Source organism: Streptomyces sp. KMM 9044 (assembly GCF_024701375.2).
Taxonomy (GTDB): domain Bacteria; phylum Actinomycetota; class Actinomycetes; order Streptomycetales; family Streptomycetaceae; genus Streptomyces.
Map to the genome: position 1 here is coordinate 2,713,310 of NZ_CP113910.1, position 13,398 is coordinate 2,726,707.

Genomic DNA, 13,398 nt, shown 5'->3' on the forward strand with positions numbered 1-13,398 from the left:
TTCTCCCCAGACGTCGGCACACGTGGCTGTCTTCGTGCGATCCCCACGGGTATCTGCCCCCGCGGGTCGAACGGGGAGCCTCCATGGGCCAGAATGAGCCTGTGCCTTCCCTGTTGCTGATCGAGGACGACGACGCCATCCGCACGGCCCTGGAGCTCTCACTGACGCGCCAGGGTCATCGCGTGGCGACCGCTGCCAGCGGTGAGGACGGTCTGAAGCTGCTGCGTGAGCAGCGGCCGGATCTGATCGTGCTGGACGTGAACCTGCCCGGCATCGACGGATTCGAGGTCTGCCGGCGTATCCGGCGCACCGACCAGCTGCCGATCATCCTGCTGACCGCGCGCAACGACGACATCGACGTCGTGGTCGGCCTGGAGTCCGGCGCCGACGACTACGTGGTCAAACCCGTGCAGGGCAGGGTGCTGGACGCCCGGATCCGGGCGGTGCTGCGCCGCGGTGAACGGGAGTCCACCGACTCGGCGAGCTTCGGCAGTCTGGTCATCGACCGCGCGGCGATGACCGTGACGAAGAACGGCGAGGACCTCCAGCTGACGCCGACCGAGCTGCGCCTGCTGCTCGAACTGAGCCGCCGTCCGGGCCAGGCGCTGTCCCGGCAGCAGCTGCTGCGGCTGGTGTGGGAACACGACTACCTGGGCGACTCGCGCCTCGTGGACGCCTGCGTCCAGCGGCTGCGCGCCAAGATCGAGGACGTGCCGTCGTCCCCGACGCTGATCCGTACGGTGCGGGGTGTCGGCTACCGGCTGGACCCGCCTCAGTGACACACGAGCAACAAGGGAACCAGCAGCACCAGGAGCACCAGGAGCACCAGGAAGACCGCAGCGGGCCCCGCGGCTGGTCCGCGGCGCGCAAGGGCGTCTGGTCACGGCTGCGGTTCACCAGCCTGCGGCTGCGGCTCGTCGTCGTGTTCGGGCTGGTCGCGCTCACCGCCGCGGTGTCCGCGTCGGGCATCGCGTACTGGCTCAACCGCGAGGCGGTGCTCACCCGTGCCCAGGACGCGGTCCTGGGCGACTTCGAGCAGGGGATGCAGAACCGGGCGGGCGCGCTGCCCGAGCACCCGACGCAGGACGAACTGCAGCACGCGGCGGGCCAGATGGCCGACAGCAGCCAGCGGTTCTCGGTGCTGCTGATCGCCGAGGACCCCCGGGGCCGTACCGTGTACGGCAGTTCGGGCGGGCTGAGCGGCTTCTCGGTGCAGGACGTGCCGGTCTCGCTGCGCGAGGCGGTGAACGAGCGGCAGAAGATCACCTCGGCCAACCCGTACGCGTACCACCTGTACTGGCAGCGGATCGTCCAGGGCGACACCCCCTACCTGGTGGCGGGCACCCGGACGATCGGCAGCGGCCCGACCGGTTACATGCTCAAGTCGCTGGAGCCGGAGGCCAAGGACCTCAACTCGCTCGCCTGGTCGCTGGGGATCGCCACCGGGCTCGCGCTGATCGGCTCCGCGCTGCTGGCGCAGGCCCTGGCGACGACCGTGCTGAAGCCGGTGCAGCGGCTCGGGGTGGCCGCCTGGCGGCTCGGCGAGGGCAGGCTGGACACCCGGCTGCGGGTGTCGGGCACGGACGAACTGGCCGATCTGTCGAGAACGTTCAACAAGGCCGCCGAGGCGCTGGAGAAACGGGTGGCCGACATGGCTGCCCGGGACGACGCGTCCCGCCGGTTCGTCGCGGACATGAGCCACGAACTGCGTACCCCGCTGACCGCGATCACGGCGGTGACGGAAGTCCTCGAGGAGGAGTTGGAGTTCGAGGGCGGTGGCATCGACCCGATGATCGAGCCCGCCGTACGGATCGTGATCAGTGAGACGCGACGGCTGGGCGACCTGGTCGAGAACCTGATGGAGGTCACCCGTTTCGACGCGGGCACCGCCCGTCTCGTCCTCGACGACGTCGACATCGCCGACCAGATCACCGCCTGCATCGACGCCCGTGCCTGGCTGGACGCGGTCGAACTGGACGCGGAGCGCGGCATCCACGCCCGGATCGACCCGCGCCGGCTGGACGTGGTCCTCGCCAACCTCATCGGCAACGCCCTCAAACACGGCGGCTCGCCGGTACGGGTGTCGGTGCGGGAGGAACGCGAGGCCGGAAGCGGAAGCGGTGGCGACCGTCCGGGCGCCGCGGGGGCAGACACGGTCGACGGCAGGGAAACGGCCGACGAGCCGGGTCCCACCGCCGGCGCCGAGGGCGTGGGCACGGTGGTCATCGAGGTGCGGGACCAGGGACCGGGCATTCCCGAGGACGTCCTGCCGCACGTCTTCGACCGCTTCTACAAGGCCAGCGCGTCCCGGCCGCGTTCCGAGGGCAGCGGGCTCGGGCTGTCCATCGCGATGGAGAACGCCCATGCCCACGGCGGCGAGATCACCGCGGCCAACGCCCCCGGCGGCGGTGCGGTGTTCACGCTGCGGCTGCCGCGCGACGTCTCCGCACTGATGGAACGGGACGCCGAGGACCCGCGGGAGAGCACGGGCGGCGCCTCCGGGAAGGCGGCCGGTGGCGGCAAGGGCGGCGCCCGGCGTGAGCGCGCCGAGGGGGACACGTGATGACCGTACGTCCGACGAAGGCGAGCCCGGTGCGGATACGCCGCTTCCCCGGGCTGCTCACCGTCACCGCGCTCGGCGTGCTGCTCGCCGGGTGCGGGATCCGGGCCACCGAGGTGCCGACCGACTTCGGTCCGGCACCCTCCCGGATGCGCTGTGCTCAGACCGAGGCGGACGGAGCCTCACCGCCCGCGCGGGGCCTGCCGGCGCAGGTGTTCCTGCTCTGCGGCTCGTCCCTGGCGGCCGTCGACCGGACGGTGCGGGTGCCAAAGAGCGCGGCGGACTCCGGGCAGCGGCGCGCCGAGGTGGCTCGGGGACTGCTGGACCAGCTCTCCGCGCCGCCGACGCCCGCCGAGAAGGAGACCGGGTACACCACGAACGTACGGGGCGGGATGACCGTGAGCGGTCCGCGTGCCGGCGACCCCCAGGACACGCTGCGTCTGAGCATCCCGCCGGGGAGCCTGACGTCCTATGCGCTCGCGCAGATCGTCTGCACGTTCTCCGACTCGGCGGCGGTCGAGGGCGACGGCTCGGTGGTCCTGGGCGGCCAGGACGACGGACGACCGCGCCGCTACCGGTGCACCGACGAGGTCCGGGCCCGTCCCGGCAGCACGGAGCTGCCGTCCACGGCGGTCGCCGACGGGTGACGCCGGGCGCGGCCGGTGTGCCGCGCTGTGGCGCATGCCTCACCCGACTGACGGGGTCCCGCGCGGAACCGATCCTGCCGGGGCCGCGTCTAGGGGTTCGTGCAGCGTCAAGGCCCCGTCGGCGGCACCGCCGCGTTCCGTATCCGTGTGGCAGGAGGTCTCCTCCTGGCCGGGTATCTCGTGTTCGTCGCCTGGTGCACGCTGCGCCCTCTGCAGGTCCCCTGGGTGACGCCCGCCAATCTGCGCCCCTTCGACGGCCTCCGGGCGGATTTCGCGCTGGGCTGGGCGACGGGGGGCCGCCGGGTCGCCGAGGGGCTGGCGCTGTTCGCGCCGCTCGGTGTGCTGCTGCCGATGGCGGGGGGCCGGCTGGCCGTCTCGCCGGTGGGTTCACTGATCCGCACCATGACCGCTGCGGCGCTGCTGTCGCTGGGCATCGAGATGCTGCAGACCGGGGTGCCGGGACGGGTCGTGGACGTCGACGCGCTGATGCTGAACACCCTGGGTGCGGCCCTCGCTCATGCCGCCCTGGTGCCTGCGGGGCGTGCCCGGCTGCGCCGCCGGGCCCTGCGCCGGGCCGGGACGGGGATCCGCGGGGAGGAGCCTGCTCAGGGTCGGACCCCGACGATTACCAGGGTGGGCATCGCCCCGTGGAGTGACGCCTTGCCCCCTTCATCTCCGTAACGTGGGGTACACGGGAGGAACAACCCGACAGCACGACCACGAAGGAGTTCACGATGTCCCGCCTCGCCCGCCCCACCGACAACCGCGTGATCGGCGGCGTGTGTGCCGCGCTGGCCCGCCGCTTCGGCACCTCCCCGACCACGATGCGGGTCGTCTTCGTGGCCTCGTGCCTGCTCCCAGGCCCGCAGTTCCTGCTCTACATAGCGCTGTGGATCCTGTTCCCGTCCGAGGGCAAGGTCCGGACGAGCGCCTGGTGAGACCCGCGGTTCCCGCGCCGCCCTCCTCGTGAGCACACCGATGGGGCGCCCCCGGACCCGGGGGCGCCCCATCGGACACGGGCCTGCCGGGGCGGGCCCTGTGCGAGATGCTCCTGTGGATGTCAGCCGACGGGGAAGCCGTTGACGGAGCCCTGCAGCGGCAGGCCGCCGAGCAGACCGGCGACCGGCTGCGTCGGACCGTCGGCGAGCCGCTGCTCGACGACCGGCTGTACGGCCGTCACGCCCGCGCCTGCCGCCTGCAGACCGGTCTCCGCCGCCTGCTCCGGGCCCGGCAGCGCGGAGAGGTTCTCGGCCGGGAGGGCCTGGGTGACGGTGTCCAGCGCGGGGAGGGCGTCCGGGACGGACGGGGCTGCGGTGGCGGCACCCGCACCGGCGGCGGCGAAGGCGGCACCGAGCGCGGCGACGCCGAGGGTCTTGGCAGCAGACTGCTTCATGAAGATGTGTCCTCGAAATGGAATACAGGGATGTGAGCGGTCCGGTGACCGTAATCAGACGGGGCCACCGGCCGCAAACAGCGAAATGCAGACGCAGGGTGAACACCGCTCGCGTGTCCGCTGTCCGAAGATCCCCCCGATCACTCTTCCGAGGTGACAGAACGGCTGGTGGAGGCGGCCCGACGGAACAGCCATTCGGATTTCAGCTCGGCGTAACCGGGCTTGATGACGTCATTGATCATGGCGAGTCGTTCGTCGAAAGGAATGAATGCCGATTTCATCGCATTGACGGAGAACCACTGCATGTCGTCGAGCGTGTAGCCGAACGCGTCGACCAGGTGCTCGAATTCCTGGCTCATGCTCGTGTGCGACATGAGCCTGTTGTCGGTGTTCACCGTGGCACGGAAATGCAGCCGGCGCAGCAGGCCGATGGGGTGCTCGGCGTACGAGGCCGCCGCCCCGGTCTGCAGGTTGGAGCTGGGGCACAGCTCCAACGGGATGCGCTTGTCCCGGACGTAGGAGGCGAGCCGGCCGAGCTCGACCGTGCCGTCGTCGCGCACCTGGATGTCGTCGATGATGCGCACCCCGTGCCCGAGCCGGTCGGCACCGCACCACTGCAGGGCCTGCCAGATGGACGGGAGCCCGAAGGCCTCTCCGGCGTGGATCGTGAAGTGGTTGTTCTCGCGCTTGAGGTACTCGAAGGCGTCGAGGTGCCGGGTGGGAGGGTAACCGGCCTCGGCGCCCGCGATGTCGAAGCCGACGACACCCAGGTCCCGGTAGCGGTTGGCGAGTTCGGCGATCTCCAGGGAGCGGGCCGCGTGCCGCATGGCGGTGAGCAGTGCGCCGACGCGGATGCGTCGGCCGTCCTGCCGGGCCCGCCGTTCCCCCTGCCGGAAGCCCTCGTTGACCGCTTCGACGACCTCCTCGAGGGTCAGCCCGCCCTCGAGGTGCTGCTCGGGCGCGTAGCGCACCTCGGCGTAGACGACACCGTCCGCCGCCAGGTCCTCGGCGCACTCGGCGGCCACCCGCACCAGGGCGTCCCGGGTCTGCATGACGCCGACGGTGTGCGAGAACGTCTCCAGGTACCGCTCCAGGGAACCGGAGTCGGCGGCCTCCCGGAACCAGAGGCCGAGCCTGTCCGGGTCGGTCTCGGGGAGTTGGGTGCAACCGCCCTCGCGGGCCAGGTCGACGACGGTGCCGGGGCGCAGACCGCCGTCGAGATGGTCGTGCAGCAGAACCTTGGGCGCCCGACGGATCTGGCCCGCGGCCGGGGTGTTCACAGTGCTCTGGCTCGTCATCTCGGCACTCTAACGCCTACGCGCGTAGATCGCCCGGCGTGCGCATCTGCCGATACCCAACAGTGACCGCACGGAAGGGGCCCGTACACCGTTGCTTCTGACACTGTTCTGCCATGGCACAGCAAGCGACGTCGGCTCGCGGGGCACGGCTGGGGAGGGCGCTCGGCCCCGAGGCGAAGACGGTGAGCGGCGTGGTGCTGCTGCTCCCCGGCGGCGATCCGGTCTCCGGCCGCAGACCGTCCCCCCTGGTGGCGACCGCCTCCGTGCGCGCGCTGGGACGCCGTCTCAGCCGCGCGGGCCGGGCCGAGCAACTCGCCGTCCATGTCGTCCACTACCGCTACCGGGGCTGGAACGGCAGCGAGGCGCGTCTCGCGCGGGACGCCACCTGGGCCGCCGACGAGGCCGTGCGGCGCTACGGGGACGTTCCCGTGTGCCTGGCCGGCCTCGGCATGGGCGGCAGGGCGGCCCTGCGCGCGGGCGGCCACGAGGCCGTCGGCTCCGTGCTGGCGCTGGCCCCCTGGCTGCCCGAGGAGGATGTGGCCGCACCACCCGAACCGGTGAAACAACTGGCCGGACGGCAGGTACTGATCGTCCACGGCACGCACGACCTGCGGACCGACCCCGAGCTGTCCTTCCGGCTGGCGGCGCGGGCGAAGAAGGCGAACCGGGACGTGTGCCGCTTCGAAGTACACGCCGACGGGCACGGGTTGCACCAGTACCGGGATGAAGTACTGGCGCTGTGCGAGGACTTCGTGATGGGAACGCTGTTCGGGCGGGCGCTGTCGCGTCCGGTGCGGGACGCGCTGGCGGCGCCTCCGCCCCTGGGACTGCGGATGCCGCTGGCCTCGGGGTTCGGTACGTCGTTACGGCGGTAGGCGGCCTCGGCCGTACGCACCGGTATTCGGCCGTACGCACCGGTATGACGAGTGCCGGGCGTCGAGTGGTAGGCGGCAGACGCCGGGCGCCGAGCGGCAGGCGGCGGGGGCGGTCAGTCCGGGAGCAGGCGGCCGCGCCGCGACAGCAGGAACTTCTTGAACGCCGACACCGGCAGGGTGTCCGGCCGCCCCGCCAGCCAGGCGACGCCGATCTCACGGGCCGCCCGCGGCGAGGTGACGGTCAGTTCCACCACACCGGGGCGGGGCACGGCCGGCGGGGGCAGCAGGGCGACGCCGAGCCCGGCCGCGACCAGGCCCCTCAGGGTCTCCGCCTCCTCGCCCTCGAAGGCGACCCGGGGCCGGAACCCGGCCTGGGCGCAGAGGTCGTCGGTGATGCGGCGCAGGCCGTAACCGGCCTCCAGGGTCACGAAGTTCTCGTCGGCGGCCTCGTCGAGGCGGATCCGGCGGCGGCCGGCGAGCCGGTGGTCGGCGGGGATGACCAGGCGCAGCTTCTGCTCGTCCAGGCGGCGGGCGACGAGGTCGGGGGCGTCCGGGACCGGGGAGGTCAGGCACAGGTCGAGCTCGCCCGCGCGGAGGCCTTCCAGCATGGCCTCGCCGTAGTTCTGGACGAGGCTGAAGCGGATGCGCGGGTGATCGGCGCGGAAGGCGTGCAGCAGGCCGGGCACGGTCTCGGCGCCCATGGTGTGCAGGAACCCGAAGGCGACCTTGCCGGTGGCCGGGTCGGCGTCGGCACGGACCTCGTCGGCGCCCCGCCCGATCTCGGCGAGGGCCCGTTCCACGGAGGCGAGGAAGGTACGGCCGGCGGGGGTGAGGGAGAGGGCCCGGCCGTGACGGGCGAACAGGTCGACGCCCAGGTCCTGTTCGAGGCGGACGACGGACCGGGAGAGCGTGGACTGCGGCACCTGCAGTTCCTGGGCGGCACGGGTGACATGCTCCGTGCGGGCGACGCCGGCGAAGTGGACGAGGCGCGGCGCGAGCAGCGCGACGATGTCTTCTGTGTCACTGGACGGTGGCAGTCGACCCGATGACCTCTGCTGATGCTGCATGGGAACGATTATGACGATTCCATGCATTGGACGGATGAGTGGGGCCGTTCGTAGATTCGCGGCATGTCTCCCGCCGGTACCGGGGCGTCCACCACCGTGGACGCCCGCACCTTCGTCATATCCGCCGTCTCTCCCCCCGTCCTCCCCTCCTCCCCGCCCCCGAGCCCGCCGGCCGCTCCGGTTGCTCCGGTTGCTCCGGGCACGCCGGGCACGCCGGGTGGTGCCGACGCGCGTCTGTCCCCGGGCGGCCCCGGTTTCCGCCGGATGAGCTTCGCCCTGTTCCTGGCGGGTGTGGCGGCTTTCGCGCTGCTGTACTCCACGCAGGCCCTGCTGCCGCTGGTCTCCGGCGACCTCGGGGTGAGCGCGGGCGAGGCGAGCTGGACGGTGGCGGCGGCCACCGGTGGTCTCGCGGTGTTCGTGCTGCCGATGAGCGCGCTCTCGGAGCGGTACGGGCGCCGTACGGTCATGACGGCCTCGCTGGCCGTCGCGGTGACCGTCGGCCTGCTGGTCCCCTTCGCCCCGTCGCTGGGCTCCCTGGTGGCACTGCGGGCGCTCCAGGGGGCGGCCCTGGCCGGGGTGCCCGCGTCCGCGACCGCGTATCTGGCGGAGGAGGTCCGGCCGAAGGCCCTGGTGACCGCGATCGGACTGTTCGTCGCGGGCAACAGCGTCGGCGGGATGAGCGGCCGGGTCATCGCCGGCTGGGTGGCCCAGGAGTGGGGCTGGCGGATCGCCGTCGGTGTGATCGGGGTGCTCTCGGTGGTGTGCGCGGTGGCGTTCCGGCTGCTGCTGCCGGCGCCGAAGCACTTCCGTCCGGGCTCGCTGCGCCCACGCGTCCTGCTCGGCACGGTCCGCGGCCATCTCGCGAACCCGCTGCTGCGGCGCCTGTACGCCATCGGCGCCCTGTTCATGACCGTGTTCGGCGGGGTCTACACCGTGATCGGCTACCGGCTGGCCGAGGCGCCCTTCTCCCTCCCCCAGGGCATCGTCGGCTCGATCTTCCTGGTGTACCTGGTCGGCACGGTGGCGGCGTCGGCGGCGGGCCGGCTGGCGGGCCGGCTCGGCCGCCGGGGCGCACTGTACGCGGCGGGCGGCACCACGGCGGCGGGTCTGCTGCTGTCCCTGGCCGGCTCCCTGCCCCTGATCCTGCTGGGCCTGGTGCTGATCACCGGCGGTTTCTTCGCGGGTCACGCGGTCGCGTCCGCGGCGGTCGGGCGGACGGCCACCCAGGGCCGCGCCCAGGCGTCGGCGCTGTACCAGTCCGCCTACTACGTCGGCTCCAGCGCGGGCAGCACGGCCGGTGCGCTCGCCTTCCACTCGGGCGGCTGGTCCGGGACGGTGGGGGTCGGCCTGGTGGCGGTGGCCGGCGTCGTGGCCATCACGGTGCTGGGCACCCGCGCGGCCCGGGTGGAGCGGCGCCGGCCCGCCCCTGCGCCGGGCGGGCCCGACGGGCCCGACGGGCCCGACGGGTTCGGAGCGGTTCCGCGGGCCGGTGGGCGGACGTAGCGGTTCCCCACCGGACCCGCCCCCGCCTGCACGTTCGTCGTCTCGGGGGGTCGTTGTCAGTGGGCTGCGGTAGCTTCCGAAGTGCTGGGTGCGAAGGCGCGCCACAGACAAGCCGCAGGGGTGGACGGACGATGACGAACGGCACGGCGACGACGACCGGTCTCGACTCCAGGCTCGAGGCACACCGCGTCGAGCTGACCGGGTACTGCTACCGCATGCTCGGCTCCTCCTTCGACGCGGAGGACGCGGTGCAGGACACGATGGTCCGTGCCTGGCGCAGCTTCGACAGGTTCGAAGGCCGCTCCAGTCTGCGTTCCTGGCTGTACCGCATCGCGACCAACGTCTGCCTGGACATGCTGACGGCGGGCAACAAACGGGCCCGCCCGATGGACCTGACGGAGTCGATGCCACTGGCCCGCGCGGCTCTCTCGCCCCGGCCGGACCACACCTGGCTGGAGCCGATGCCGGATTCCCGGATGCTGCCCGAGACCGCCGACCCGGCGGAGGCGGCGGTCGCCAAGGAGTCCGTGCGGCTCGCCTTCATGGCCGCCCTCCAGCAGCTGCCGCCCAAGCAGCGGGCGGTGCTGGTGCTGCGCGAGGTGCTGGCCTGGAGGGCGAGCGAGGTGGCCGAGCTGCTCAACACCTCGGTCGCGTCCGTCAACAGCGCGCTGCAGCGGGCGCGGGCGACGCTCGCGGAGGGCCGGCAGCCGGGCGCCGAGGCGTCCGTCTCGGACCCGTTGGACGAAAAGCAGCAGAGGCTCCTGGAGCGCTATGTGGCGGCGTTCGAGGGGTACGACATGCCGGCGCTGACGGCGCTGCTGCACGAGGAGGCCATCATGACGATGCCGCCGTTCGACCTGTGGCTGACCGGCACCGGCGACATCACGGGCTTCATGACGACGCTGGGCGCCGCCTGTGCGGGCTCACGGCTGCTGCCGGTCCGGGTGAACGGCCTGCCCGGGTTCGCCCAGTACAAGCCGGACCCGGAGGCCGGCGGGTTCATTCCGTGGGCGGTCCAGGTGCTGGAGATCTCGGGCGGCCGGATCACCGGGTTCCACTGCTTCCTCGACACCCGGCGCTGGTTCCCGCTCTTCGGGCTGCCCCTCCACCTCGAAGCCGAGGCCGACGAGGTCGAGCAGGGAGCACAGGGCGGGGTCGGGGTCGCGCAACCGTATCCGGCCGCCGGTCCGGCGGGCCAGGAGCTGGAGGCGCGCCAGCAGGTTCACGGCGGCGAGCCCCGGCGGCCCCAGCCCTCCCACGTCGCAGACGACCACCCCGCCGGCCCCGCCGCGGTCCAGGAGTGCCCGCAGCGCGTCGCTCGGCCCGCTCACCCCGTCAAGGGTGACGGGGCCGCGCAGGACGAGTACAGGGGGTGTCGTGGCATCCACGAGCGGTAGACCGGACGGAGGCGCGTAACTCATCGCGGTGGCTCCTCGTGGGACACCGCGATGAGTTACGCGCCCTTTCCCCTGATGCCGCGCAGTGGAGATCACATTGACCCGGGCACGACCCGCCCCCGAGGGTTGCCTGTATGCGCCACAGATCCTCCCCGCCCGCGGTCCCCGGCACTCGCCGTGCTCGCCACCCCGGCGAGGAGCCGTCGTGCAGGGGGTGCTGAGCGGCTTCTTGGTGATCGCGGTCGTCATCGGCGCCGGCTACCTGATCGGCCGCCGGGGGTATCTCGGCCGGCAGGGCCACGAGGTGCTGACGAAGCTCGCGTTCCACGTGGCGTCCCCGGCGCTGCTGTTCACGATCCTCGCCGAGGCCGACCTGTCGCTGGTCTTCTCCGGCCGGCTCCTGGTCACCGCGCTGAGCACGGCCGCGGTGGCCGGCGTCTTCGTGGCGGTGGGTGCCGCGCGCGGCTGGGGCGTGGGGCGCACCACCATCGGCGCCCTGTGTTCCAGCTACGTCAACTCCGGCAACCTGGGCATCCCGATCGCCGTGTACGTCCTCGGTGACGCCTCGCTCGTGGCGCCGGTGCTGCTGTTCCAGCTCGTCGGGGTCACACCGGTCGCGCTGACGATCCTGGACCTGGCGACCGCCGGGGAGAAACAGCCCCTGTGGCGGCGGCTTCTCACACCGCTGCGGAATCCGGTCGCGCTGGGCTCACTGACGGGGGTGGCGGTGTCGGCGAGCGGCATCGGGATTCCCGGCCCGGTCATGGACCCGCTGACGTTGATCGGCAACATGGCGGTCCCGGCGGTCCTGCTTGCATTCGGCATCTCGCTGCGCGGCAGCTCCCCGCCCCTGCGGGGCGGGCAACGCGGGGCGGTACTGCTCGCCGTGGCCCTGAAGTCGGTGGGCCAGCCGGCGGTCGCCTGGATACTGGCGGTGACGGTCTTCGGCCTGCGCGGCGCCCAGTTGCTCGACGTGGTGGTGACGTCGGCGCTCCCGGCAGCGCAGAACATCTTCACCTACGCGAGCCGCTACCGCGTGGGCGAAACCCTGGCCCGCGAGGCGATCCTGGTGTCGACCCTGCTGTCGGTCCCGGTGCTCGTGGTGGTGGCGGCGCTGCTGGGGTGACCCGGTCCCGGGGACTCGCCTGTGCCGGCGACGGGGCGTCGTCCGGCACGCCGAACGGGGCCGGTGGCGGTCCACCGGCCCCGTCCACCCGAAAAAGCGGTGCCCGGCATCGGCCTCCGGCCGCGGGCGCAGGTCAGGCGATGCGTTCCCGTACCACCGGCGTCGCCGTGAACGGCGTGCCCGGGGCCTCGATGTCGTAGGAGCCGGACACCGCGTCGAGGGCGTAGTCGAAGCGGTCCGGGGTGTCCGTGTGGAGGGTGAGCAGGGGCTGGCCCGCGGTGACGGTGTCGCCGGGCCTGGCGTGCAGTTCGACGCCCGCGCCCGCCTGCACCGGGTCCTCCTTGCGGGCACGGCCCGCGCCGAGGCGCCAGGCGGCGACGCCGATGTCGTAGGCGTCCAGGCGGGTCAGGACACCGGAGGCGACCGCCGTCACCACGTGCTGTTCGCGAGCCGTCGGCAGGGGCGCGTCCGGGTCGCCGCCCTGGGCCGCGATCATGCGACGCCAGACGTCCATCGCGGTGCCGTCGGCCAGGGCCTTCGCCGGGTCGGCGTCCTTGACGCCGGCGGCGTCGAGCATCTCACGGGCCAGGGCGAGGGTCAGTTCCACGACGTCGGCGGGGCCGCCGCCCGCCAGGACCTCCACCGACTCGCGGACCTCGAGGGCGTTGCCGGCGGTCAGGCCGAGCGGCGTCGACATGTCGGTGAGCAGGGCGACCGTCCTCACGCCGTGGCCGGTGCCGAGGCCGACCATCGTGGAGGCGAGTTCGCGGGCGTCGTCCAGCGTCTTCATGAAGGCGCCGCTGCCGACCTTGACGTCCAGGACGAGCGAGCCGGTGCCCTCGGCGATCTTCTTCGACATGATCGAGGAGGCGATCAGCGGGATCGCCTCGACGGTGCCGGTCACGTCGCGCAGGGCGTAGAGCTTCTTGTCGGCGGGGGCGAGGCCGTCGCCGGCCGCGCAGATCACGGCGCCGACGCCGTCCAGGACGGACAGCATCTCGTCGTTGGACAGCAGCGCGCGCCAGCCGGGGATCGACTCCAGCTTGTCCAGGGTGCCTCCGGTGTGGCCGAGGCCCCTGCCGGACAGCTGCGGGACGGCCGCGCCGCAGGCGGCGACCAGCGGGGCGAGCGGCAGGGTGATCTTGTCGCCGACGCCGCCCGTGGAGTGCTTGTCGGCCGTGGGCCGGGACAGCGAGGAGAAGTCCATGCGCTCGCCGGAGGCGATCATCGCCGCGGTCCAGCGGGCGATCTCGCCCCGGTTCATGCCGTTGAGGAGGATCGCCATCGCGAGGGCCGACATCTGCTCGTCGGCGACCTCCCCGCGGGTGTACGCGTCGATCACCCAGTCGATCTGTTCGTCGCTGAGTTCGCCGCGGTCCCGCTTGGTGCGGATGACGGAGATGACGTCCATGGCCATGACTGGCATTCCTTCCGGAGTACGAAGGGAGCGGCCCCTCGGGACGCGGCCCCTCCGGTCGGGGGTGAGCCGCGAGGAGGGGCCGCGGTGGAGTTGCGGAGGTGTGGCGGAGTAC

12 protein-coding genes and 2 pseudogenes are annotated in these 13,398 nt (G+C 72.6%); 9 read left to right on the plus strand and 5 right to left on the minus strand.

The window, feature by feature from the left end; all coding sequences use genetic code 11:
• Window positions 1–101: 101 nt before the first annotated feature.
• From afsQ1 to HUV60_RS12025, 5 genes are all read left to right on the plus strand, one after another.
• The gene (gene afsQ1, locus HUV60_RS12005) at window positions 102–779 is read left to right on the plus strand and encodes a two-component system response regulator AfsQ1 (RefSeq protein ID WP_042165460.1); all 678 of its coding nucleotides are present in this window, start codon (window positions 102–104) and stop codon (window positions 777–779) included.
• Window positions 677–2,563, plus strand: a complete 1,887-nt coding sequence (locus tag HUV60_RS12010; protein ID WP_443047516.1) for an ATP-binding protein — start codon at window positions 677–679, stop codon at window positions 2,561–2,563. Before afsQ1 ends, HUV60_RS12010 begins: the two co-directional genes overlap by 103 nt.
• Window positions 2,563–3,207, plus strand: coding sequence for a hypothetical protein (locus HUV60_RS12015; RefSeq protein WP_257851273.1), 645 nt, complete (start codon window positions 2,563–2,565; stop codon window positions 3,205–3,207). The genes HUV60_RS12010 and HUV60_RS12015 overlap by 1 nt, the downstream gene beginning before the upstream one ends.
• A 99-nt stretch (window positions 3,208–3,306) precedes the next feature.
• A complete protein-coding gene (locus HUV60_RS12020; RefSeq protein ID WP_257851272.1) occupies window positions 3,307–3,888 on the plus strand; it encodes a VanZ family protein in 582 nt (193 codons plus the stop codon).
• A 53-nt stretch (window positions 3,889–3,941) separates the two neighbouring features.
• Window positions 3,942–4,145: a PspC domain-containing protein gene (locus HUV60_RS12025; RefSeq protein ID WP_257851271.1), complete on the plus strand. Its 204-nt coding sequence runs from the start codon at window positions 3,942–3,944 to the stop codon at window positions 4,143–4,145.
• 122 nt (window positions 4,146–4,267) lie between these two features.
• On the opposite strand, the gene HUV60_RS12030 is transcribed toward HUV60_RS12025, so the two are convergent.
• Both HUV60_RS12030 and HUV60_RS12035 read right to left on the minus strand, forming a co-directional pair.
• On the minus strand, window positions 4,268–4,600 hold the full coding sequence (locus HUV60_RS12030) for an ATP-binding protein (RefSeq protein WP_257851270.1): 333 nt from the start codon (window positions 4,598–4,600) through the stop codon (window positions 4,268–4,270).
• A 140-nt stretch (window positions 4,601–4,740) separates the two neighbouring features.
• Complete coding sequence (locus HUV60_RS12035; protein ID WP_257851269.1) at window positions 4,741–5,898, minus strand: adenosine deaminase; 1,158 nt, start codon at window positions 5,896–5,898, stop codon at window positions 4,741–4,743.
• 113 nt (window positions 5,899–6,011) lie between these two features.
• Between HUV60_RS12035 and HUV60_RS12040 the strand changes: the two genes are divergently transcribed.
• Window positions 6,012–6,773 carry an alpha/beta hydrolase gene (locus tag HUV60_RS12040; protein ID WP_257851268.1) on the plus strand — a complete coding sequence of 254 codons (762 nt, stop codon included), beginning with the start codon at window positions 6,012–6,014 and terminating at the stop codon, window positions 6,771–6,773.
• A gap of 113 nt (window positions 6,774–6,886) precedes the next feature.
• On the opposite strand, the gene HUV60_RS12045 is transcribed toward HUV60_RS12040, so the two are convergent.
• Window positions 6,887–7,840 (minus strand): LysR family transcriptional regulator, encoded by a 954-nt coding sequence (locus tag HUV60_RS12045; protein ID WP_257851267.1) that lies wholly within the window; start codon window positions 7,838–7,840, stop codon window positions 6,887–6,889.
• A gap of 63 nt (window positions 7,841–7,903) precedes the next feature.
• Between HUV60_RS12045 and HUV60_RS12050 the strand changes: the two genes are divergently transcribed.
• Together HUV60_RS12050 and HUV60_RS12055 are read left to right on the plus strand one after the other, a co-directional pair.
• Window positions 7,904–9,343 carry an MFS transporter gene (locus HUV60_RS12050; RefSeq protein WP_257851266.1) on the plus strand — a complete coding sequence of 480 codons (1,440 nt, stop codon included), beginning with the start codon at window positions 7,904–7,906 and terminating at the stop codon, window positions 9,341–9,343.
• A 131-nt stretch (window positions 9,344–9,474) separates the two neighbouring features.
• A pseudogene (locus HUV60_RS12055) lies at window positions 9,475–10,488 on the plus strand (sigma-70 family RNA polymerase sigma factor); the annotation flags it as partial.
• On the opposite strand, the pseudogene HUV60_RS12060 reads toward HUV60_RS12055, so the two are convergent.
• A pseudogene (locus tag HUV60_RS12060) lies at window positions 10,381–10,764 on the minus strand (STAS domain-containing protein); the annotation flags it as partial. The pseudogenes HUV60_RS12055 and HUV60_RS12060 overlap by 108 nt on opposite strands.
• 181 nt (window positions 10,765–10,945) lie before the next feature.
• Between HUV60_RS12060 and HUV60_RS12065 the strand changes: the two are divergent.
• Window positions 10,946–11,866, plus strand: a complete 921-nt coding sequence (locus HUV60_RS12065) for an AEC family transporter (protein WP_257851265.1) — start codon at window positions 10,946–10,948, stop codon at window positions 11,864–11,866.
• A gap of 133 nt (window positions 11,867–11,999) precedes the next feature.
• On the opposite strand, the gene HUV60_RS12070 is transcribed toward HUV60_RS12065, so the two are convergent.
• Entirely contained in the window at window positions 12,000–13,283 is a 1,284-nt protein-coding gene (locus HUV60_RS12070) for a thymidine phosphorylase (RefSeq protein ID WP_257851264.1), read from the minus strand.
• Between the last annotated feature and the right edge of the window lie 115 nt (window positions 13,284–13,398).

What these genes read in the sequence shown, in the direction of transcription:
- HUV60_RS12025 (WP_257851271.1), top strand. Translation starts at nt 3,942, where the DNA reads ATGTCCCGCCTCGCCCGCCCCACCGACAACCGCGTGATCGGCGGCGTG.
- HUV60_RS12045 (WP_257851267.1), bottom strand. Translation starts at nt 7,840, where the DNA reads ATGCAGCATCAGCAGAGGTCATCGGGTCGACTGCCACCGTCCAGTGAC.
- HUV60_RS12035 (WP_257851269.1), bottom strand. Translation starts at nt 5,898, where the DNA reads ATGACGAGCCAGAGCACTGTGAACACCCCGGCCGCGGGCCAGATCCGT.
- HUV60_RS12070 (WP_257851264.1), bottom strand. Translation starts at nt 13,283, where the DNA reads ATGGCCATGGACGTCATCTCCGTCATCCGCACCAAGCGGGACCGCGGC.
- HUV60_RS12015 (WP_257851273.1), top strand. Translation starts at nt 2,563, where the DNA reads ATGACCGTACGTCCGACGAAGGCGAGCCCGGTGCGGATACGCCGCTTC.
- HUV60_RS12040 (WP_257851268.1), top strand. Translation starts at nt 6,012, where the DNA reads ATGGCACAGCAAGCGACGTCGGCTCGCGGGGCACGGCTGGGGAGGGCG.
- HUV60_RS12050 (WP_257851266.1), top strand. Translation starts at nt 7,904, where the DNA reads ATGTCTCCCGCCGGTACCGGGGCGTCCACCACCGTGGACGCCCGCACC.
- HUV60_RS12030 (WP_257851270.1), bottom strand. Translation starts at nt 4,600, where the DNA reads ATGAAGCAGTCTGCTGCCAAGACCCTCGGCGTCGCCGCGCTCGGTGCC.